The organism is Arthrobacter melezitosi, assembly GCF_054511055.1.
Genome location: NZ_JBTNDJ010000003.1, coordinates 196540 through 217768, shown reverse-complemented (window position 1 = coordinate 217768; position 21229 = coordinate 196540). Strand labels below are relative to the sequence as shown.

Sequence of the window (21229 nt, the reverse complement as noted above, 5' to 3'; positions counted from 1 at the left end):
TCCTCTCTGCAGTGTCCATCGTTGGGCATGATTCCACCGGCGACAGCGACACTGCTCCGGCTCATTAAGTTGTTCGGCTTCACTTCGGGCTGTTCTCCGGAGGCTCGGGGCGGCCCTGCGGCGTGCTGCCGGATTCAGAGAGGTGCGTTCGGGTGAGGTTGTGCATGTGGGAGAGATAGAAACCGCCCCCGGCACCCAAGAGAGCCCCTGCGAGCACTATCCAACGTGTTCCCAGAAGATTATCCAGCCCCCACCCTATCAAACTCCAGACCAGGATCCCGCCAGTGATGTAGCTGAAGACGGCGATTCCAGCGTTGTAACCGCCCTCACCGTACCGGCCCCGATCGTCCTGCCCGCGGCCCTCTGCGGGCCCCTGATCACGGCTCACGGCCGGCCTCCGTTTCGTCGTCGTTGTAGAGCTGGTGGCGGGCCTTGGAGAAGACGAACACCTCGACGACCTGCCAGAGGATGACCGTCCCCACGGCGGCGCTGAAGAACCAGGTGCGCTCCAGCCACGGCGGGGTGCCGAGCAGGAAGAGGACGGCGGCGAAACCGACGACCTTGATCGCATAGGTGACGGCGAAGAGCCCGAGGGCGCCCGAGGGGTTGGTCCTGCCGGCGAAGTGGCCGATCAGGAGGCTGATGCCGAAGAACACGGCGACGACGGCGTAGCCGAACGCCGCACTGAGCGCTCCCCCGCCGCCCTCGAGGAGTCCCGCCGCGGCCGAGAGCAGCAGTGCCGCCCCGCCGGTGACGAGGAGGCACCGCTTCAGGATGTACAGCCACGGCGCGGCCGTGGGGCCGGAAACGCCGGGCGGCACCGGGCTTCCGCTGACGCCCGGGGCGTCCGATGTACTCAAGGCATTCCGTCCGTGGCAGGGGGTGGGTGGGCTGCGGGGCGCTGCCGGCTGCAGGTCCTGCAGCGGCCGGCGCTCCCGCGGGCGATTCTATTCTACAGCAGATAGAATTCGCCTGCTGCGGGTACGGACCTAGGTTGCCCGGCGCATGCTGCGGCGTGCCGTGCGGGCGGCGAAGATCTTCGGCGAATTCAGGTAGAGGGTGACGACGGCCGCGGCGGCCAGGGAGCCTGCCACGGCCACCGGCGCCTGGGCGGTGGCGACGGCGAATCCGGCGGCGCCGGTCAGCGCCGAGCAGACCGTCACGAGCAGTGCGACCTGCACGTGGCTCAGTCCGGTGTCGGTGAGCCGCTGGTACACATGCGAGCGGTGGGAGGCGTAGAGGCGCTCCCCGCGGCGGGCCCGGCGCAGGAACGTGGTGAAGGTGTCGGCGAGGTAGATCAGCACCGGGGAGAGCAGGTACTCCAGGTAGACCCCGGCGAGCAGCCCGGTCACGGCCGTTGCCGCGATCGAGGCGCCCAGCAGGTAGCTTCCGACGTCGCCGAGGAAGACGAATCCGCGGCCGAGGTTCCACGGCAGGAACGCGAGGAACGCCATCGCGATGACGGTCCCCGTCACGGTGAGCCACTGCTGCCCGCTCAGGAGGCCTCCGACGGCGTAGAAGGCCCCGACGACGGCGCCGTGCATGCCGGAGATGCCGTTGATGCCGTCCATGAAGTTCGCGGCGTTGATGTAGGCGGCCACGGCCACCGCCCCGACGGGGATCCACCAGTAGCTCTGGCCGATCGCGGCGGCCAGCGCCGCGGTTCCGAGGGCCCCGATGAGCAGCTGCAGTCCGGCGCGGGCCACGATCGAGACCCCGCGCAGGTCCTCGACCCAGCCCAGCACGGCGGCCGCACCGACCATCGCCAGGATGATCACGAGCAGCGAACGGTCGATCGAGACGAGCCCGGTGAGGAGGGCGAGCACCAGGCCCGTGGCGATGCCGCCGGCGACGGCGATGCCCATGCCCCGGATCACCACGGTCGTGTGCGAGGAGCGGTCGTTGGGTACGTCGAGGACTCCCAGCCGGGCAAGGAGGGGTTTCACGGCGAAGGGAAGCGCGGCGCTCACGGCGAAGGCCGCGCCGGCGGTGAGGATGAACAGCCCGCTCATGAAAGCGCCCTGCCTTCGGCGGCCTTCGGGAAGCCGGCCTGCGCCACCGCGGTGAAGTGCCCGCGGTTCTTCCATTCCTGCAGGTCAAGGCGCGCCGGATCCAGCGGCGCCACCGGGGTGTGGGAGATCTTCGGGTGCAGCGGGCGGGAGTCGTTCTCCTCGACGCCCACCAGGTCCTCGTGGAGCTTCTCGCCGGGGCGCAGGCCGGTGAAGACGATCGGGACCTCCTTGCCGGACATGGCGATCATGCGCTGGGCGACGTCGAGAATCCTCACCGGTTCGCCCATGTCGAGGATGAGCACCTCGCCGCCGCGTCCGATGGCCCCGGCCTGCACGACGAGCTGGCAGGCCTCGGGAATGGTCATGAAGAACCGCGTGACCTCCGGGTCGGTGACGGTGACGGGGCCGCCGCTGCGGATCTGCTCGGTGAACAGCGGAAGCATCGATCCGCGGCTGCCGATGACATTGCCGAAGCGTACCGAGACGTACTTCTGCCCGGTGCTCGCGGCGTGCCAGGCGGTGACCTTCTCGGCCACCCGCTTGGAGTGGCCGAGGACCGAGGTGGGATCGGCCGCCTTGTCGGTGGAGATGTTGACGAAGTTCGTCACGCCCGCCGCGGCCGCGGCGCGCAGCACGTTCACCGTGCCCTGGACGTTCGTCTTCCACGCCTCCTCGGGGTACTGCTCGAGCAGCGAGACGTGCTTGAGCGCCGCGGCGTGGAAGACGACCTCGGGGCGGCGGTCCTCGAAGATGTTCAACAGGGTGTCGGCGTCGCGGATGTCGGCGAGCACGGTGTCCCTGCCGGTGAGCAGTCCGCGCCCGGTCAGGGAGATCTGGGTCGTCTGGAGGCCGGTCTCGTCGCGGTCGAGCATGATCAGTTCGGCGGGATGGAACCCGGCCAGCTGGCGGCACAGTTCGGAGCCGATCGAGCCCCCGGCGCCGGTGACGAGCACCCGCCGGCCGGTGATGTAACCGGCGACCTCGTCGGCGTGGATGTCCACGGGACGGCGCCCGATGAGGTCCTCGACGGCCACCTCGCGGAAGTCGGAGAGCCCCGAGCCGGCGTCGAGCATCTCGCGCAGCGGCGGAAGCACGAGCACCTTCATGTTCAGCCCGGCGACCAGGTCCGAGACCCTGCGCACCGTGGCGGCCTCCACGTCGGAGAACGCGATGACCAGCACCGAGGGCCGGGTGCGGGCCACGACGTCGGGCAGGTCCTCGAGCCGGCCGAGCACCGGGACCGTCGCGAGCCGCAGGTGTTTCTTCGCCGGGTCGTCGTCGATCAGTCCGACGGGGAAATACGGCGACTCCGGGTCCTGCATCATGCGCGAGACGAGCGAGTTGCCGAGGAATCCGGCGCCGTAGATCAGGGTGCGCTGGGCGTTTTCGCCGGGACGGGCCTTGCTCTCGACGTACATGCGCTTGAGGTAGCGCGTCGAGGCGAGGAAGATGCACGCGAACGGGAACGCGATGATGCCGATGCTGCGCGGGATCTCGATCACCGTGAAGAAGGCGACGCTGATCAGCACGAGCAGCACCGACACGATGACGGTGACGAGCACCAGCAGTTTTGCCTCGTGGAAGCTGCCGAAGCTGTAGCGTCCGCGGTACAGGGCGAAGCTGAGGCCCACAAGGAGCTGCGCCGCGACGGCGGCCGCGCAGAAGACGATCACGCCCTCGGCGTTGATCTCGTGGACGAGCAGCTCGTAGCGCAGCACCAGGGCAAGGAGGATTGCGACGACCCAGGCGGCGGCGTCGAGCAGGTACTGGGACCAGAGCCAGAGCGCGGGCTTGTCCGTCTTCGGCCGCCCGGGTTCGGAGGCCGCGGCCTGGGATTCACTTGTACCGTCGGTTCGTCTCATGGTTCCTAACAACGTTGTGCAGAAGGTTCCGCGCTGCCGCGCTTCCCGTTCCCGCAGGCCCGGCCGGCGGCCTGCGGCGGTGTAATAGACTCGTTCTACCCGAGAATACTAGCCGCACAACCTCCGCACGCTCCCCGCCGGGCGCGCGCCGCGGGTCCGGAAGGAACAGCTTGAACGACATCGTGGCCGCCTCTGCACCCGGTACGCTGCAGGGGCAGAACCTGATGCTCGTCATCACCACGTACAACCGCTCGGACTACCTTCGGGGCCTGCTTGAGTCGGTGAAGGCGCTCGATCCGGCCCCGGCCGGGGTCGTCGTGGTGGACAACGCCAGCACCGACGACACGCCCGGGGTGATCGCCGCGGCCGCGGCGCAGACCCCGTTCCCGGTGCTCTCCCACCGGCTCCCCACCAACACCGGCGGCGCCGGCGGATTCGCGGCCGGGATGGAGCGCGCGCTGGCCGAGGGCGCGGACTGGCTGTGGATCATGGACGACGACGTCACCACCGTGCCCGACGCCCTGGCAGCCCTCGCCCCGTTCACCGGCCGGTACAAGTGCCTGCACGGCAGGCGCTGGGACTACGCCGGACGGCCGTTCTTCTGGCAGCACCGGTTCGTCGACCGCCTGGGGGTCCACCTGCCGGTGCCCGGCGACGTCTTCCGCCACTCCCCCGTGTTCGCCACGAACGTCGGCTGCTTCGAGGGGATGCTGGTGCATGCGGACGTCGTGCGCGAGGTGGGGCTGCCCGATGCGCGGTTCTTCCTCAACGGTGACGACTCGACCTACGGGTGGCTCATCTCCCAGACCCATGAGGTCGCCTACGTCGACGCCTACGTGCTGGCGAAGGCGCGCCCGCAGCGGCAGATCAACCTTGGAATCCGCCACCTCAACGACTCGAGCGACCTCAGCAGGTTCTACGCAATGCGCAACCGCGGCCTTGTCGCCCAGTACCTGCGCAGCCGCGGACGGTACTCACCGGCGGGGTTCGCCCTCGGCACCCTGCTGACGGCGGGCAAGGAAGTGCTGCGCCTCGTGGCCGTGGAGCGGTCGGTGCGGGGGCTCGCCCCGCTGGCGCGCGGCTGGCGGGAGGCGCGGCGGATCCGCCGCGACCCCTCCTGGCAGCCGATGCCCCCGCTCACCGAAGCGGCCCGCTGAGCGGATCAGGCCTGCGGGTCCGGCGCGGGAGCGCCACCGGGAGTGTCCGGGCCCGCCGCCTGACCGGGCGTTCCGCCGGCCGGCCCCTGTCCGTCGACGTCCAGGATCGACGGGACGACGGCGCGCAGCCGATCGAGGGAGAGCGTCCCCTGCCGGACGACCCGCAGCACCGCGCCCGTGGCATCGACAATCGTCGAGCCCACCGCGTCCGGTGCCCTCGGCCCGTCCTCGAGGTAGACGGCCACCGCGCCGTCAAGCTGCTCAAGGGCCTCGGCCGCGGTCCGCGCGGCGGGCTGCCCGGTCCGGTTGGCCGAGGAGACGGCCAGCGGGCCGGTGAGCGTGAGCAGGTCCAGGGCCACCCGGTCATCGGGCACGCGCAGGGCCACCGTCCCGAAGGTCTCCCCGAGATCCCAGGTGAGAGAGGGCTGGGCATGGCAGATCAGGGTCAGCCCGCCGGGCCAGAACGCCTCCGCGAGGGCGCGGGCGTCGGGGTGCACCCCGGTGGCCAGCCCGTCCATCGTCTGGGGGCGGGGAATGAGCACCGGCGGCGGCATGTTCCGCCCCCGGCCCTTGGCGGCGAGCAGGGCGGCGACGGCCCGGGGGGAAAAGGCGTCCGCGGCGATGCCGTACACCGTGTCGGTCGGCAGCACCACGCACTGCTGCGAGGCCAGGGCCCGCTGGGCCGCGGCGAGTCCCTCGCCCCGCTGGGCGGGATCGGTGCAGTCGTAGCTGGTTGTCACTGGTTTTTCTTCCTTTCCTGCGTGGACCGGCGGGCGCGCGGGCGGTGCCGCCGGAAGGGCTGCGGGGTGCGGTGGGCAGGGTCAGCGGGCCGTGCTCTTCATCAGTTCCTCCGGTGACCCGAAGCCCCTGCCGCGGAACCCTGCGCCGTAGGCCTTCGCCCAGCGCACCAGGCCCTTGGCGTCCCGGGCCGTCAGGAAGTAGTACGGGAATCCGACGATGTCCGCGGCGAACCAGCGGAGGTTGCGGTAGCGGCGGGTGAGGTAGGCCCGGTTGCGGAAGTAACAGTAGCGCTTGAAGTCGCCCTCGGGGATGACCGGGGTGATGAAGCCGCCGAAGATCGGCTTCATCTCGGCCCACGAGGCGGGATGGCGCACGGCGACGGTCGCCACGGTGCCGTACTTCAGGCCGGCCTTTCGAACCTTCGCGAGGAAGTCCACCTCGTCGCCGCGGATGAAGAACTTCAGGTCGGGCAGCCCGATCGTGTGGAACACCTCCCGGCGGATGAGTGCGCCGTTGAAGAAGTGCAGCATGTCCGGCAGGAACCCCATCGGTTCGAGCCGGGTGCGGTCGTTCGTGAGCAGGCCGTTGATGCGGAAGTTGAACGAGAGCCGGTTCGGGTCCGAGGTGGCCACCACCAGGGGGCTGACGATGTCGAGCCCGTGCTCCTCGGCCGCCTCCAGGAGCGTCCCGAGGCAGCTTGCATCCTCCGGGTGCCCGTCGTCGTCCATCAGCCAGATCCACTCGGCACCGCTGGCCAGCGCGGCCAGGATGGCGTAGGCGAAACCGCCGGCCCCGCCCAGGTTGGCCTCGGAGCGGAGGTAGTTGATGGTGCCGTCGGCCGCGGCGGCGATATGGGCCGCCGGGCGGGTGCCCGAGTCGACGAGCGCGACCGAGGAGATCGGGGCGCTCTGCTGGGCGAGGCCCTTGAGCAGCAGCTCGAGTTCCTCGTGGCGGTCGAAGGTGACGGCCGCTACGGCTACGTTTGTCATTCTCTTATCCTTGGTTCGGCCCGGCCGCCGCGGCGGTGCCGGCGGACTCGGAGCGGGGAGGTGTCGGGCGGGGCGGCGCCAGCACGGCGCTGGTGGCGCGGTGCCTGCCGTTGAGGTCGAGGTGGGTTCGAACCTCGGAGAACTTTCCGGTCCGCCGCAGCATCGCCGCGATCCATCCGGACTGGACCTCGGCGTGCTCCATCACGAAGAAGCCGCCGTCCTTGAGCAGCCGCGCGGCGGAGGCGGCCGCCGCCGTGGGCAGCGCCATGCCGTCCTCTCCCCCGCCGTACAGGGCCTCGGGCGGATCGTGGAGGGCCACCTCGGGTTCGTTGGGGGTCGCGGCGGCGGGAATGTAGGGAGGGTTGGACACGACGATGTCGAAGCTGCCGTCGTGCTCCGGGAGTGCCGTAGCGAGGTCGCCGTGGACGAGCCGCACTCCGCGGGGACCAAGGTTGACCGCGGCCCACGCGGCGGCGAGGTCGCTGAGCTCGACGGCGTAGATTTCCGCGCCGGGGACCTCGTCGGCCAGTGCGGCGGCGATCGCGCCGGAGCCCGTGCCCAGGTCCACGATCTTCAGCGCCGGCCGGTCCGGGGCGCCGGCAAGGCCTGCGGCGTGGTCAATGACAAGCTGCACCACCGATTCGGTCTCGGGACGGGGAAGGAACACCCCGGGTCCCACCGCGAGTTCGACGTGCCGGAAATAGGCCTTCCCCGTCAGGTGCTGCAGGGGAATCCGCTGTGCCCGTTCGGCGACGAGCTGGGCGAAGCCGGCGGGGACCGTCGAACCGGTCAGGGCCAGCGCCCGCACCCGTCCGCGGCTCACGCCCAGGAGGTGCGCCGCAAGCAGTTCGGCGTCGACGCGGGGACTGGGCACCCCGGCCTCGGCCAGGGTGCGCGCCGCGGCGCGCAGCCCCTCGTCCAGCGGCGTGTCCGGTTCCACTCAGTCGTCCGCGCCGATGGCGTCGAGGCGCGCCTGCTCGTCCAACTCGATGGCGGCCTGCACCACCGGTTCGAGGTCGCCGTTCATGACGGCGTCGAGGTTGTAGGCCTTGTACCCGGTGCGGTGGTCGGCGATCCGGTTCTCCGGGTAGTTGTAGGTGCGGATGCGCTCGGAGCGGTCCATCGTGCGGATCTGCGACTTGCGGATGTCGGAGTTCGCCGCGTCGATCTTCTCCTGCTCGTGGGCCAGGATGCGGGAGCGCAGCACCCGCATTGCCGCCTCGCGGTTCTGCAGCTGCGACTTCTCGTTCTGCATGGCGACGACGATGCCGGTGGGAAGGTGGGTGATCCGGACCGCCGAGTCGGTGGTGTTGACCGACTGCCCGCCGGGGCCGGAGGAGCGGTACACATCGATCTTCAGGTCGTTCTGGCTGATTTCAACCTCTTCGGGCTCGTCGACCTCGGGCAGCACGAGCACCCCGGCCGCGGAGGTGTGGATGCGGCCCTGGGATTCGGTGACCGGAACGCGCTGGACGCGGTGGACGCCGCCTTCGAACTTCAGGCGCGCGTATACGCCCTCGGCCGGGTCGTTGGAGCTGCCCTTGATGGCCATCTGCACATCCTTGTAGCCGCCGAGGTCGGATTCGGTGGCGGAGATGAGTTCGGTCTTCCACCCGCGCGATTCGGCGTAGCGGGAGTACATGCGCAGCAGGTCCCCGGCGAACAGGGCCGCCTCGTCGCCGCCCTCGCCGCCCTTGACCTCGATAATGACGTTGCGGCTGTCGTTGGGGTCGCGCGGGATCAGCAGGCGGCGGAGGCGTTCCTGCGCCGCCGCAAGCTGCTCCTCGAGCACCGGCACCTCGGCGGCGAGCTCGGGGTCCTCGCCGGCCAGCTCACGTGCCGCCTCGAGGTCGTCCTCCAGGGTGCTCCAGCGGTTGTGCGCGTCAACGATGCGGCCGAGTTCGGCGTACCGGCGCCCGAGCTTCCGCGCCAGCGACTGGTCGGCATGGACGGCGGGGTCGGACAGCTGAAGCTGCAGTTCCGCGTGCTCGTCGAGCAGGCCCTGGATGGACTCAAACATTGGTGTTACCTCTTTCGGCTCGTTCAAGCCAGTCTAGTGATTCAGCGAGGACGCAGAAATCGCAGGGAAACCGCCCGGAATCCGGTTCCTGCTGCGTCCCCGACGCCGGTCCGGGCGGCCAACCAAAGGGCCGGGCCGGGCGGTTAACGAAACAGCCGCCCCGGGCGCACGGACCACCGGGGTGGTCCGCACGCCCGCAGGCGGCTGGAGGGACGCTAATCCGAGTCTTTGGAACCCAGCGTGGTCTTCTGGACCTGCATGAGGAATTCCACGTTGGACTGCGTCTCCCGGATCTTGTTGGTGAGCAGTTCGAGCGCCTGCTGCTGCTCGAGCCCGGAGAGCACCCGGCGCAGCTTCCACATGATCTTGACCTCGTCCGGCGAGAGGAGGTTCTCCTCGCGGCGGGTACCCGAGGCGTTGACGTCGACGGCGGGGAAGATGCGCTTGTCGGCCAGGTGGCGCGACAGGCGGAGCTCCATGTTGCCGGTGCCCTTGAACTCCTCGAAGATGACCTCGTCCATCTTGGACCCGGTCTCCACCAGCGCGGTGGCGAGGATGGTCAGCGAGCCGCCGTTCTCGATGTTGCGAGCCGCACCGAAGAAGCGCTTCGGCGGGTACAGCGCGGCCGAGTCGACGCCACCGGAGAGGATCCGGCCCGAGGCCGGAGCGGCCAGGTTGTAGGCACGGCCCAGGCGGGTCATCGAGTCAAGGAGCACGACGACGTCCTTGCCCATCTCCACGAGGCGCTTGGCGCGCTCGATGGAGAGTTCGGCCACGGTGGTGTGGTCGTCGGCGGGCCGGTCGAAGGTCGAGGCGATGACCTCGCCCTTCACGGTGCGCTGCATGTCCGTGACTTCTTCGGGGCGTTCGTCGACGAGGACCATCATGAGGTGGACCTCGGGGTTGTTGATGGTGATCGCGTTGGCGATGGCCTGCAGGATCAGCGTCTTGCCCGCCTTGGGCGGGGAGACGATGAGCCCGCGCTGGCCCTTGCCGATGGGAGCCACGAGGTCGATCACGCGGGGACCGATCTTCTTGGGCTCGGTCTCGAGGCGCAGGCGCTCGGACGGGTAGAGGGGCACCAGCTTGGCGAACTCCACCCGGTCCTTCAGGTCCTCGGCCGGGATGGCGTTGACCGAGGTCACCCGCACCAGCGCGTTGAACTTCTGCCGGGTGCTCGCCTGGGTTTCGCCGTCGCGGGGTGCGCGGATGGCGCCGACCACGGCGTCGCCCTTGCGCAGGTTGTACTTCTTGACCTGGGCGAGGGAGACGTAGACGTCGTTCGGGCCCGGCAGGTAGCCGGAGGTGCGCACGAAGGCGTAGTTCTCGAGGATGTCGAGGACGCCGGCGACGGGCAGCAGCACGTCGTCCTCGGTGACCTCGACGTCGTCGACGTCGGGGTTGGCGTTGCGCCCGCGGCGGCGGTCGTTGCGGTCGTTGCGGTCGCGGAACCTGCTCGTGCGCTCCTCCTCGCGGGAGTTGCGTCCGGAGCGGTTGCGGCGGTTGCGTCCGCGGCCCTCCTCGTCGTTCCGGGTGTCGCCGCCCCGGTCGGCCCGGGTGTCGTTGCGGTTGTCGCCGCCCCGGTTGTCGGTGCGCTCGCCGCGGGTGTCGTCGTCACGCTCGCCGCGGTTGCGCCCGCGGCGCTCGCCACGGTCACGGCCCTCGCCCTGCTGGCCGTTGTCGCCGGCGGTGCGGGTCTCCTCGGCGTCGGCGCCCTCGGCGGCCTGCGCCTCGAAACGGTCATCGCCGCGGCGTCCGCGCCGGTTGCGCTGGCCGCGGCCGGAGCCTTCACGGTCGCCGTTGGCGCGCTCGGGGGTCTCGGCCGGCGCCTCGGCGGCTGCGGGCTCGACGGCGGTGTCGGCGGCTGCCTCCGGCGCGCCCTGCGCCGCGGTGACGACGCCGTCGCTTCCGGCGCGGCGGTTGCGGTTGCGGGTGCGCGGGGCACGCTCGGCCTGAACCGGGGCCGCGCCCTCGGCGGCCTCCGGTGCGGCGTCCTGGCGGGCGGCGGGTGCCTGCTGGCGGTCCGCGGCCGGTGCCTGCTGGCGGTCGGCGACGGCCGAACCCCGCTGGTGGTCTGAAATTGCGGAAACGAGGTCGCTCTTGCGCATCCTCGAGCCGCCGGTGATGCCCAGCTGTCCGGCAAGCGCCTGGAGCTGGGCCAGCTTCAGGCCAGCGAGTCCGCTGCTCTTTGAAGCCGGTGCGCTGACGGGCTCAGCGCTGGATGTATCCACACCTGGCAACAGGTCAGTGGTATCAGTCACGAAGGATCCTTCCCCCTCGTCGGGCGGCCACTTTCGAAGTGTGCCGCGTAGGTTAGCCCCGCTGCCGCTCTAGATGGGCAGGAGGTGATTGGCTGACCCGTTATGGCGGGTTCGCCGCATGTGCTGGAAGCCTGGGGAATTCTGTGCGCCAGGTCGGACCTGTTCGCACAACGATGAGTTCGGAGGCTACACCGGAGATTGCGCCACTGCTGATAAACCTGCAGTTTCTCGGCGGTCTAAGACAAGGACGGCCGGCTCAGCAGAGGCACGCTTCAAAACCGTAAGTGCGGTTCCTACCTTTGGTGCACTTCCACTTTAGCACCTTCCCGCGCAACATCGAGCCGCAGAATCCGCCAGCTCCCCGGCGTGTCGGACGCGGCGGTGAGCGCGCGGGCGGCGTCGAGGGCCCGCGCGGCCTCCTCCCCGCCGACGGCGAGGGTCATGACCGTGGGGCCGGCGCCGGAAATCAACGAGGCGAACCCCTGGGCGCGCAGGGACTGCATCAGGGCCGCGCTCGGGAGCATGGCGGAGGCGCGGTACTCCTGGTGCAGCGCATCGCGCGTGCCCGGGTGGAGCAGGTCCGGGCGCACGGTGAGCGCATGCACGAGCAGCGCGGCGCGGCCGGCGTTGGCCGACGCGCTTCCGTGCGGCACCGAGGTCGGCAGCAGGCCGCGTGCGCTCTCGGTGGACAGCGCGGCGTCGGGGATGGCGGCGATGGGGATGATGTCGGGGTGGACCTCCACCCGGGTGCTCTGGAAGGCCCTGCCGGTCTCCCAGGAGATCGCGAGCGATCCGAGCAGCGCCGGCGCGACGTTGTCCGGGTGGCCTTCGAGCGTCGAGCACCACTGCAGCACGGCCGCGTCGTCGAGCCGGTGCGCCCCGGGCAGCAGCGCATTGGCGGCGAGGACGCCGGAGACGATGGCCGCGGCGGAGGAACCCAGTCCGCGCCCGTGGGGGATCACATTGACCGTCTCGATCTCCAGCCCGGGCGCCGACCAGCCGGCGTTGGCGAGGGTCTCGAGCAGGGCCCGGGCCACGAGATGCGAGCCGTCGGTGGGCAGGAGCCCGGCACCCTCGCCGGACGGGACCACCGCCGTCGTGCCGGTGTCGACCGTGCGCACGCGCACCGTGTCGAACAGCCCGAGCGCGAGCCCCAGGCTGTCGAACCCGGGACCGAGGTTCGCACTCGTCGCCGGCACTGTCACCTCGATGACCTGCCCGGCGTCCACGATGCGTGCCGGGGCCGAGAGCACCGCGTCCTCAGGCACCGGCCCGGCCCGCATCCGCAGTCTCTTCGAGGCCCAGCGCCGCCGCGACGCTCACGACGTCGAACTCGACCTTGGTCGGCTCGACGTCGGAGCCGTCGGCGGTGCGCAGGGCCCACTGCGGATCCTTCAGCCCGTGGCCGGTGACGGTGATGACGATTCTCTTGCCGCGGGGGACGGCGCCCTCGGCGTGCTTCTTCAGCAGCCCCGCGACGCCGGCCGCCGAGGCGGGCTCGACGAAGACGCCCTCACGGGAGGACAGCCAGCGGTGCGCCGCCAGGATCTCGTCGTCGGTCACGGCTTCGATCAGTCCCCCGGAGTCATCGCGTGCGGCGACGGCGAGGTCCCAGGAGGCCGGGTTGCCGATCCGGATCGCCGTGGCGATCGTGTCGGGCTCGGTCACGGGGTGGCCCTTGACCAGCGGCGAGGCGCCCTCGGCCTGGAAGCCCCACATCACCGGGGTCTTTGTGGCGACCGCTGGGAGCTCGCCGTCGGCCGTGGCGTAGGGCGCCGCGTATTCGCGGTACCCCTTCCAGTAGGCGCTGATGTTCCCGGCATTGCCCACCGGCAGCAGGTGGTAGTCGGGGGCGTCCCCGAGGCTGTCCACCACCTCGAACGCGGCGGTCTTCTGGCCCTCGAGCCGGGCCGGGTTGACGGAGTTCACGAGGAACACCGGGTACGCCTCGGCGAGCTTGCGGGCGACGTCGAGGCAGTTGTCGAAGTTCCCGTTGACCTGGAGGAGCTGGGCCCCGTGGGCGATGGCCTGGCTGAGCTTGCCCATTGAGATCTTGCCGTCGGGCACCAGGACGGCGCAGGTGATGCCGGCCTGGGTGGCGTAGGCGGCGGCCGAGGCCGAGGTGTTGCCGGTGGAGGCACACACGACGGCCTTGGCGCCGGCGGCGACCGCCGCCGTCATGGCCATGGTCATGCCGCGGTCCTTGAAGGAGCCGGTGGGGTTCATCCCCTCGACCTTGAGGTAGACCTCGGAGCCGGTGAGCTCCGAGAGGGCCTTGGCCCGCACGAGCGGGGTGCCTCCCTCGCCGAGGGTGACGACCTCCGTGGCGTCGGTCACTGGCAGTCGGTCGGCGTATTCGCGGATTACCCCGCGCCACTGGTGGGCCACTTAGATTCCCTCTACTCGAAGAACGGATGTCACTGAATTGAGCACGGGCAGCGCCGCGATCTGCTTGACGGTCGCCGCCAGCGAGGCCTCGGTGGCGCGGTGGGTGACGATGCGCAGCTCCGCCGTCCCCTCGGCGCCGGGGCTTGGCTGGTGGATGCTCTGCCGCATCGTCTCGATGGAGACGCCGTTGTCGGCGAAGATGGCGGCGATGCGCGCCAGCACCCCCGGCTGGTCGGCGACGTCGAGCCCGATGCAGTAGCTGGTGCTGACTGTGTCGATGCTCAGCGCCGGCACGTGGCCGGTGGTGGTCTCGGTGCGGCCGGGGCCGCCGAGCACCATGCGGCGGGCGGCGCTGACGACGTCGCCGAGCACGGCCGAGGCGGTGGGGGTTCCCCCGGCGCCCTGGCCGTAGAACATCAGTTCGCCGGCGTTTTCGGCCTCGATGAACACTGCGTTGAACGCCCCGTGCACCGCGGCCAGCGGGTGCTCCCGGGGCAGGAGGGTGGGGTGGACGCGGACGCTGACGCCGTCGTCGCCGGCCCCGTCCTGCAGCAGTTCGGCGATGGCCAGGAGCTTGATGACGTAGCCGTCGGCCCGCGCCGCGGCGATGTCATCCGCGGTGACCTGCGTGATGCCCTCGCAGTGGACGTTTTCCAGCGCGAAGCGGGTGTGGAAGGAGAGCGAGGCGAGGATGGCGGCCTTCGCCGCGGCGTCGTGGCCTTCGACGTCGGCGGTGGGGTCGGCCTCGGCGTAGCCGAGCTCCTGCGCGGAGCGCAGGGCGTCGGCGAACTGCGCCCCGGTGGTGTCCATCTGGTCCAGGATGTAGTTCGTCGTGCCGTTGACGATGCCGAGCACCCGCGTGATCCGGTCGCCCGAGAGGCTGTCGCGGATGGGGCGCAGGATGGGGATCGCCCCGGCGACGGCCGCCTCGTAGGACAGCTGCACGCCGGCGGCGTCGGCCTTTTCGTAGAGCGCCGGGCCGTCCTGGGCGAGCAGCGCCTTGTTGCCGCTGACCACCGTGGCGCCGTGCTCGATGGCCCGCAGGATCAGCGTGCGCGCCGGCTCGATGCCGCCCATCAGCTCGATGACGATGTCGGCGTCCTCGACGAGGGCCTCCGCGTCGGTGGTGAACAGGTGCCGCGGGATGCCGGGGCCGCGGTCGGCGTCGAGGGAGCGCACCGCGATGCCGGTGAGCTCAAGCGGCGCCCCGGCGCGGGAGCCGAGCGCCGCGGCGTCGTCGAGGAGGATCCGGGCGACCTGGGAGCCGACGTTTCCGGCGCCGAGCAGGGCGACGCGCAGGGGCTTGGCGGGGGCATCGGGAAGATTCATGCGCTGGATCGGGCTCCTGGGGTCGGGGTGGCGGTGGCGCGCTGGACGTCGCGGGCCAGCAGGTCCTGCTCGGTCTCACCGCGGACGATCAGCCGGGCCTCACCGCCGGCGACGGCCACCACCGGGGGGCGGCCGAGGTAGTTGTAGTTGCTTGAAAGCGCCCAGCAGTAGGCCCCGGTGCCGGGGACGGCGAGCAGGTCCCCGGCCGTTGTGTCGCCGGGAAGGTAGACGTCGCGCACGACGATGTCGCCGCTCTCGCAGTGCTTGCCCACGACGCGGGAAAGCACCGGGTCGGCCGCGGAGACGCGCGAGGCGAGCACCGCCGAGTAGTCCGCGTCGTACAGCACCGGGCGGGCGTTGTCGCTCATGCCGCCGTCGACGGAGACATAGCGCCGCGGCTGGGTGGCCGGCCCGCCGGGCCCGGCGGTGTCGACGTGGACCGTCTTCGTGGTGCCCGTGGTGTACAGGGTGAAGGTCGAGGGTCCGACGATTGCGCGTCCGGGCTCGATCGAGATCCGCGGGACGGCCAGTCCGAGTTCGGTGCAGGTGGAGCCGACGACGGCGGCCATCGCCCGGGCGATCTCGCCGGGTTCGCGCGGGACGTCGGCCTCGGTGTAGGCGATGCCGTACCCGCCGCCGAGGTCGAGTTCGGGCAGTTCGACCCCGTGCCGGTCGCGGACGGCGGCCAGGAAGCCGAGCAGCCGGCGGGCGGCGAGTTCGAAGCCTTCGGCCTCGAAGATCTGGGAGCCGATGTGGCAGTGGACGCCGAGCAGGCGCAGGCCGGGGTGCGCGAGCGCCGCGTCGACGGCGCGGGTGGCGGGGGAGGCGCCGTCGGGGTCGGTCGGGTCGGGGCCGAGCGAGAGGCCGAACTTCTGGTCCTCGTGCGCGGTGGCGATGAACTCATGCGTGGAGGCGTGCACGCCCGGGGTCAGGCGCAGCAGCACGTTGGCCTGCACCCCGCGGGCCTCGGCCAGGGAACCGACCAACCCGATCTCCTCGAGGCTGTCCACGACGATCCGGCCGAGGTCCAGGTCCAGCGCCCGGTGGATCTCCGCGGCGGACTTGTTGTTCCCGTGCAGGCCCAGCCGTTCCCCGGGCAGTCCGGCGCGCATGGCGACGGCGAGCTCGCCCCCTGAGCAGGTGTCGAGGTTCAGCCCCTCCTCGGCGACCCAGTGGGCGACCTCGGAGCAGAGGAAGGACTTGCCGGCGTAGTAGACGTCCACTCCCCCGCCGATTCCGGCGAAGGCGGCGCGGAACTCGTCGCGGAATGCCGCGGCCCGGGCGCGGAAGTCGGCCTCGGAGACGACGAACAGCGGCGTGCCGAACTCGGCGGCCAGGTCTTCGACCGGCACGCCGTCGACCTCGAGGACGCCGCCGGCGGACCGCTCGACGTTCCGGGCCCAGAGCTTGCGCTCCAGGGCGGCGGGGTCCGCGGGGACGGTGAGCCAGTCCGGGGCGAGGGGTGATCCGGCCGTCATGCTCACATCCTTTCCGGGGCGGACACCCCGAGCAGCGCCAGTCCGTTCGCGAGCACCTGCTGGGTGGCGTTGTTGAGCCAGAGCCGGCTGCGGTGGACCTCCTCAACGGGTTCCCCGCCGATCGGGGCGATGCGGCAGGCGTCGTACCAGCGGTGGTAGGTTCCGGCGATCACTTCGAGGTGGCGGGCGACCCGGTGCGGTTCGCGGAAGGCCGCGGCCTGCGCCACGACGCCGGGGAACTGTCCGAGGGCGGCCAGCAGTTCGCCCTCGGTGGGGTGGCCCAGCGTCGAGGCGTCGAAGCTGCTGATGTCGACGCCGGCCGAGACGGCGTTGCGCTCCACGGCGTGGGTGCGGGCGTGGGCGTACTGCACGTAGAAGACGGGGTTCTCGTTGCTCCGCCGGGTCAGCAGGTCGAGGTCGATGTCGATGTTCGAATCCGCCGAGAACCGGGCGAGGGTGTAGCGGGCGGCGTCGACGCCGACGGCCTCCACGAGGTCCTCGAGGGTGACGACGGTGCCGTACCGCTTGGACATGCGCACCGGCGTCCCGTCCTTCACCAGGTTCACGAGCTGGCCGATCATCACCTCGATGGTGTCGGGGTCGTCCCCCAGCGCCGCGGCGGCGGCCTTGAGCCGGGCCACGTAGCCGTGGTGGTCGGCGCCGAGCATGATGATGTTCAGGTCGAACCCGCGCTGGCGCTTGTTCACCATGTAGCCGATGTCACCGGCGATGTAGGCGGGCGTGCCGTCGGAGCGGATGACCACGCGGTCGCGGTCGTCGCCGAAGTCGGTCGACTTCAGCCACCAGGCGCCGTCCTCGAAGAACAGGTTCCCCGAGGTCTTCAGCTGCTCGAGCAAGCCCTCGACGAAGTTGTTTTCGAAGAGGGAGTGCTCATGGAAGTACACGTCGAAGTCGACGCCGAAGTCGTGGAGCGACTTCTTGATGTCGGTGAACATCAGGTCGACGCCGATGGCACGGAACTGCTCGAGCGCCTCGTCCTCCGGCAGCGAGGGGATCGAGGGGTCCTTGGCGAGGACCCGCTGGGCGATGTCGACGATGTACTGGCCGCCGTATCCGTCCTCGGGCGCGGGCTGGCCCAGGGCGCTGGCGTAGAGGGAGCGGGCGAAGCGGTCGATCTGCGCGCCGTGGTCGTTGAAGTAGTACTCGCGGGTGACGTCGGCGCCCTGCGACTGCAGGATGCGCGCCAGGGCGTCTCCCACTGCGGCCCACCGGGTGCCGCCGATGTGGATCGGGCCGGTCGGGTTGGCCGAGACGAACTCGAGGTTGATTTTGCGCCCGGCCAGGGTGGAGTTGGTTCCGTAGTCGGTGCCGGCCTCGACGATGGTGCGGGCCAGTTCGCCCGCGGCGCCGGCGGCCAGGGTGATGTTGAGGAATCCCGGGCCGGCGATGTCCACCGAGGCCACGCCGTCGATCGCCTCGAGGCGGTTCTTGAGGATCCCGGCGAACTCGCGGGGGTTCATGCCGGCCTTCTTGGAGAGCTGCAGGGCGATGTTCGTGGCCCAGTCCCCGTGCTCGCGGTTCTTCGGCCGCTCGACCCGCACTTCCGCGGGAAGCTCGATGTCGAATTCCCCGTCGGCGACGGCGGTCTTCAGGCAGGCGGAAATAGCGGCGGAGAGTTCTTCAGGAGTCACCCGTCCAGCATAACGGCGCACGCCGTGGCTGCCGTTTTGTGTGACGGGTGGGACAGCCGGGGCGGGCTGGACGCTTCCGGCACCATCCAGGCCCCTCCCGGAAACGAATACAGGGCAGCCGGGTTGTCCGCGCCGGGCTGCTGCACAATTGTTGAGTCACAAGTGTCCGCCCGGCACGACCCGGCCGGGCGATCCCCGGGCCCCACCGTCAAGGAGATAATCGCCGTGAAAGACCTCAAAGCCGGCTCCGCCGACACCCGCACCCGCACCATCACCGGCAAGCGCGTGCTTCATGCCCTGGCGGCGGCGTCACTCCTGGGCGTGGCGGGCTGCGCCGGAACCGCCCCGTCCCCGGGCTCGGAACCCGCCGGGGAGGCCGCAAGCAGCGCCCCGGCCGAAACGTCGGCAGGCGCGGAGCCCACCGAAGCGGCGCCGTCCACCTCCGGGGAGGCGGCCGGGGGTGCCGCGGCGGGGCAGGTGTACGAGGACGGCGAGTTCACCCAGGTCGGCTCCTACGTCTCCCCCGGCGGCACGGAGGAGATCGGGGTGACCCTGACCCTGGAGAAGGACGTCGTCACCGCGGTGGCCACCGAGCCGATGCCGTCCAATCCCACGGCGAAGCTGTACCAGGCGCGGTTCAGCGGGGGCATCCAGGAGGAGATCGTCGGCAAGAAGCTCGACGAGCTGAAGGTCGACAAGGTGGCCGGGTCCTCACTCACCAGCGGGGGCTTCGCCGAAGCGACGGACCTCATCAAGAGCGAAGCCAGGCTGTAGTCCATGGCGGCCGGGGCCAGCTTCTCCTTCGAGGCCATCGGGACCCGCTGGCAGATCGATACCGCTGCGCCGCTTGAGCCCGGGATCCGGGCCGCGGTGATGAGGCTCACCGAGGACTACGACGCGCTGTACTCCCGCTTCCGCGCCGACTCCGCCGTCGCCCGCCTTGCCGCCGGCGGCGGCCGGCTCCACCTCCCCGAGCACGGCGCCGCCCTGGGCCGGCTGTACCGCAGGCTGTACCGGCTCACCGGCGGGTCGATGTCCCCACTTGTCGGCTCCGTCCTCGAACACCAGGGCTACGACGCGCACTACAGCTTCACTCCCAAGGGGCCGCCCGCCCCGGCCCGGCCCTGGGACGCGGCCCTCGACTGGGAGGGGTCCGTCCTCACCGCCCGGGGGCCCGTCACCCTCGACGTCGGCGCCGCCGGCAAGGGCCAGCTCGTCGACCTCGTCGGCGGGTTGCTCGCCGAAGCGGGCCATACCGAATTCCTCGTCGATGCGAGCGGCGATATGCTCCACTCGGGCACCACGGCCATCACCGTGGGGCTTGAACATCCCTACGATCCCGCCCGGGCCATTGGAACGGTCCAGCTGCGTGGAGGAGCGCTGTGCGCCTCCGCCTCGAACCGCCGGGCCTGGGGAGAGGGCCTGCACCACGTGGTGGATGCCCGCACCGGCAGGAGCGTGGAGACCGTCGTGGCGGCCTGGGTCCTCGCGGCGGACACCATGACCGCCGACGCCCTGGCCACGGCACTGTTCTTCGCCGAGCCCGAGGTGCTGGCCGAGGAATTCGTCTTCGACTTCGTCCAGGTGTTTTCCGACGGGCACGCCCGGTTCTCCCCGACCCTGAATGGAGCTCTGTTCACCCGATGACGAGCCTGGACCAGCTGCTGGGCCGGATCCCGATGTACCGGCTGACCCTTTACCTCCTGCTCCTGCTCACCGCGGCCGCCCTCGCGTTCTCCGCGGCGGGACTGCTCGCCTTCACCCCGGCGGAGCTCACGGCGACCCTGGGTACCGCGCTGCTCTCGACGTGGGGCGGCACCCGGATCATGGCACTGATCCTGCGGATGCGGCCGCACAACGAGTCGGCGCTGATCACCGGGCTGATCCTGTTCTTCATCATGTTCCCCACCCTGGACGGCCCCGGGCTCGGCGGCATCGCGGTGGCCGGGCTCGCCGCGGCCGCCTCGAAGTTCCTCCTCGCGGTGCGCGGCCGGCACATCTTCAACCCCGCGGCCGCCGGCGCCGTCGCCGCCACCCTGTTCGGCGTCTCCGCGGCCGGCTGGTGGGTGGCGAACCCCTACCTCCTTCCCTTCGTCCTGGCCGGCGCACTGGTGCTCCTTCACCGGACGAGGAAGTTCACCATGGGCGCCGTCTTCGTCGTGCTCAGCACGGCCATCCTCGTGGCCGGCCTCGCCTCCGGCGGGCTCCCGCCGCTGGCCGCGGCCCAGCTGGTCCTTACCTCGTATCCGGTGCTGTTCCTCGTCGGGTTCATGCTCACCGAACCGCTCACGCTGCCGCCGCTGCGCTGGCAGCAGCTCGCGACGGCCGCCGTCGTCGCCGTCGTCTTCGCCGCCCAGCCCTCCCTCGGCCCGGTGTTCCTCGGGCCGGAGTTCGCGCTCGTCATCGGCAACGCCGTCGCCTTCCTGGCGGGCCAGCGGCGCCGGGTCCGCTTACAGTTCGCCGGGCGCAGGGACCTCACGCCCACCAGCTCGGAACTCGTGTTCACCCCCGCCCACCCCGTCCGGTTCGAGGCCGGCCAGTACATGGAACTGAACCTGCCGCACGAGCGCACCGACGGGCGCGGCTCCCGGCGGTTCTTCAGCATCACCTCCGCCCCGCAGGACCGGGACACCGTCAGCTTCGGGCTGCGGGTCAGCGAACCCGGCAGCAGCTTCAAGAAGGCGCTGCTGGGCCTGAAGTCCGGCGCCACGGTGACCGGCACCCTGGTGGGCGGGGATTTCCGGCTGCCGAAGGACCCCTCGGTTCCCCTGCTGCTGGCGGCCGGCGGAATCGGGATCACCCCGTTCATCAGCCAGCTGCGCGACGTCGCCCGGCGCGGCCAGGACCGCGACGTCGTGCTGGTGTATGTGGTGCGCTCGACGGGGGACATCGCCTACCGGGACGAGCTCGCGGAGCTCGGCACGCCCGTCGTCCTGTTCGCCCCGCGCGATCCGGCCGAGGACGGCATTCCGCTGCCCCCGCGCTGGCGCTACGGGGGGCCCGGGAACCCGACGGCGGACCAGCTCACCGCCGAAGTGCCCGACCTGCCCTCGCGGCGGGTCTACGTCTCGGGCTCGCCGCTGATCATCTCGCACCTGCGCGCCGAGGTGAAGAAGGCCGGCGGCGGCAGGGTCACCACCGACGCGTTCTTCGGCTATTAGCCGCGGCAGCGGGCCGGAGAAGCGTCCGTTTCCACTCCGCCGAGTCCACCTGCTAAGCTCATTAAGTCCCTTACGGAGACGGAGAAAAACCGTCCCATGCCTTCGTAGCTCAGGGGATAGAGCGTCTGCCTCCGGAGCAGAAGGTCGTAGGTTCGAATCCTATCGAGGGCACCACCGGC

At 70.8% G+C, this 21229-nt stretch carries 17 protein-coding genes and 1 tRNA gene; 5 read left to right on the top strand and 13 right to left on the bottom strand.

The features are described 5' to 3' along the window. Positions 1-377 precede the first annotated feature (377 nt). The 3 genes from ACX80W_RS05585 to ACX80W_RS05575 all read right to left on the bottom strand — a co-directional run bounded on the left by ACX80W_RS05585 (position 378) and on the right by ACX80W_RS05575 (position 3874). A complete protein-coding gene (locus tag ACX80W_RS05585; protein ID WP_459281196.1) occupies positions 378-860 on the bottom strand; it encodes a Cg1360 family ATP-synthase-associated protein in 483 nt (160 codons plus the stop codon). A 129-nt stretch (positions 861-989) separates the two neighbouring features. Then, positions 990-2012: an MraY family glycosyltransferase gene (locus tag ACX80W_RS05580; RefSeq protein ID WP_459281194.1), complete on the bottom strand. Its 1023-nt coding sequence runs from the start codon at positions 2010-2012 to the stop codon at positions 990-992. Then, positions 2009-3874 carry a polysaccharide biosynthesis protein gene (locus tag ACX80W_RS05575; protein WP_459281192.1) on the bottom strand — a complete coding sequence of 622 codons (1866 nt, stop codon included), beginning with the start codon at positions 3872-3874 and terminating at the stop codon, positions 2009-2011. Before ACX80W_RS05575 ends, ACX80W_RS05580 begins: the two co-directional genes overlap by 4 nt. A gap of 170 nt (positions 3875-4044) precedes the next feature. Here ACX80W_RS05575 and ACX80W_RS05570 point away from each other — a divergent pair, with 170 nt between their 5' ends. Further along, positions 4045-5031, top strand: a complete 987-nt coding sequence (locus tag ACX80W_RS05570; RefSeq protein ID WP_459281190.1) for a glycosyltransferase — start codon at positions 4045-4047, stop codon at positions 5029-5031. Positions 5032-5036: 5 nt separating this feature from the next. Here the strand turns inward: ACX80W_RS05570 and ACX80W_RS05565 are convergent, their stop codons facing one another. The 10 genes from ACX80W_RS05565 to argS all read right to left on the bottom strand — a co-directional run bounded on the left by ACX80W_RS05565 (position 5037) and on the right by argS (position 17889). Beyond that, positions 5037-5771, bottom strand: a complete 735-nt coding sequence (locus ACX80W_RS05565; RefSeq protein WP_459281188.1) for an L-threonylcarbamoyladenylate synthase — start codon at positions 5769-5771, stop codon at positions 5037-5039. A gap of 81 nt (positions 5772-5852) precedes the next feature. Then, positions 5853-6761: a glycosyltransferase gene (locus ACX80W_RS05560; protein ID WP_459281186.1), complete on the bottom strand. Its 909-nt coding sequence runs from the start codon at positions 6759-6761 to the stop codon at positions 5853-5855. A gap of 4 nt (positions 6762-6765) precedes the next feature. Then, positions 6766-7701: a peptide chain release factor N(5)-glutamine methyltransferase gene (gene prmC, locus ACX80W_RS05555; RefSeq protein WP_459281184.1), complete on the bottom strand. Its 936-nt coding sequence runs from the start codon at positions 7699-7701 to the stop codon at positions 6766-6768. Beyond that, a complete protein-coding gene (gene prfA, locus ACX80W_RS05550) occupies positions 7702-8781 on the bottom strand; it encodes a peptide chain release factor 1 (protein WP_459281182.1) in 1080 nt (359 codons plus the stop codon). Between the two features lie 215 nt (positions 8782-8996). Next, positions 8997-11042, bottom strand: a complete 2046-nt coding sequence (gene rho, locus ACX80W_RS05545) for a transcription termination factor Rho (RefSeq protein WP_459281180.1) — start codon at positions 11040-11042, stop codon at positions 8997-8999. A gap of 293 nt (positions 11043-11335) precedes the next feature. Next, a complete protein-coding gene (gene thrB, locus ACX80W_RS05540) occupies positions 11336-12325 on the bottom strand; it encodes a homoserine kinase (RefSeq protein ID WP_459281179.1) in 990 nt (329 codons plus the stop codon). Continuing rightward, positions 12303-13430: a threonine synthase gene (gene thrC / locus ACX80W_RS05535; RefSeq protein ID WP_459281177.1), complete on the bottom strand. Its 1128-nt coding sequence runs from the start codon at positions 13428-13430 to the stop codon at positions 12303-12305. Before thrC ends, thrB begins: the two co-directional genes overlap by 23 nt. Beyond that, the gene (locus ACX80W_RS05530) at positions 13431-14759 is read right to left on the bottom strand and encodes a homoserine dehydrogenase (protein ID WP_459281175.1); all 1329 of its coding nucleotides are present in this window, start codon (positions 14757-14759) and stop codon (positions 13431-13433) included. Continuing rightward, entirely contained in the window at positions 14756-16237 is a 1482-nt protein-coding gene (gene lysA / locus ACX80W_RS05525) for a diaminopimelate decarboxylase (protein ID WP_459281173.1), read from the bottom strand. The genes ACX80W_RS05530 and lysA overlap by 4 nt, the downstream gene beginning before the upstream one ends. Positions 16238-16239: 2 nt before the next feature. After that, positions 16240-17889: an arginine--tRNA ligase gene (gene argS / locus ACX80W_RS05520; protein WP_459281171.1), complete on the bottom strand. Its 1650-nt coding sequence runs from the start codon at positions 17887-17889 to the stop codon at positions 16240-16242. Between the two features lie 225 nt (positions 17890-18114). Between argS and ACX80W_RS05515 the strand changes: the two genes are divergently transcribed. The 4 genes from ACX80W_RS05515 (at position 18115) to ACX80W_RS05500 (ending at position 21224) form a co-directional block, all read left to right on the top strand. Beyond that, entirely contained in the window at positions 18115-18663 is a 549-nt protein-coding gene (locus ACX80W_RS05515; RefSeq protein ID WP_459281169.1) for a hypothetical protein, read from the top strand. A gap of 3 nt (positions 18664-18666) precedes the next feature. Beyond that, positions 18667-19536 carry an FAD:protein FMN transferase gene (locus tag ACX80W_RS05510; protein ID WP_459281167.1) on the top strand — a complete coding sequence of 290 codons (870 nt, stop codon included), beginning with the start codon at positions 18667-18669 and terminating at the stop codon, positions 19534-19536. Continuing rightward, positions 19533-21050, top strand: a complete 1518-nt coding sequence (locus ACX80W_RS05505) for an FAD-dependent oxidoreductase (RefSeq protein WP_459281165.1) — start codon at positions 19533-19535, stop codon at positions 21048-21050. The genes ACX80W_RS05510 and ACX80W_RS05505 overlap by 4 nt, the downstream gene beginning before the upstream one ends. A gap of 98 nt (positions 21051-21148) precedes the next feature. Further along, positions 21149-21224 (top strand) — tRNA-Arg (locus ACX80W_RS05500). The last annotated feature ends 5 nt before the right edge of the window (positions 21225-21229 follow it).

Bases quoted from the DNA above. Each gene is read 5' to 3' on its own strand.
- ACX80W_RS05580 (WP_459281194.1), bottom strand. From the start codon at position 2,012: ATGAGCGGGCTGTTCATCCTCACCGCCGGCGCGGCCTTCGCCGTGAGC.
- ACX80W_RS05575 (WP_459281192.1), bottom strand. From the start codon at position 3,874: ATGAGACGAACCGACGGTACAAGTGAATCCCAGGCCGCGGCCTCCGAA.
- ACX80W_RS05560 (WP_459281186.1), bottom strand. From the start codon at position 6,761: ATGACAAACGTAGCCGTAGCGGCCGTCACCTTCGACCGCCACGAGGAA.
- prfA (WP_459281182.1), bottom strand. From the start codon at position 8,781: ATGTTTGAGTCCATCCAGGGCCTGCTCGACGAGCACGCGGAACTGCAG.
- thrB (WP_459281179.1), bottom strand. From the start codon at position 12,325: ATGCGGGCCGGGCCGGTGCCTGAGGACGCGGTGCTCTCGGCCCCGGCA.
- ACX80W_RS05530 (WP_459281175.1), bottom strand. From the start codon at position 14,759: ATGAATCTTCCCGATGCCCCCGCCAAGCCCCTGCGCGTCGCCCTGCTC.
- lysA (WP_459281173.1), bottom strand. From the start codon at position 16,237: ATGACGGCCGGATCACCCCTCGCCCCGGACTGGCTCACCGTCCCCGCG.
- ACX80W_RS05510 (WP_459281167.1), top strand. From the start codon at position 18,667: ATGGCGGCCGGGGCCAGCTTCTCCTTCGAGGCCATCGGGACCCGCTGG.
- ACX80W_RS05505 (WP_459281165.1), top strand. From the start codon at position 19,533: ATGACGAGCCTGGACCAGCTGCTGGGCCGGATCCCGATGTACCGGCTG.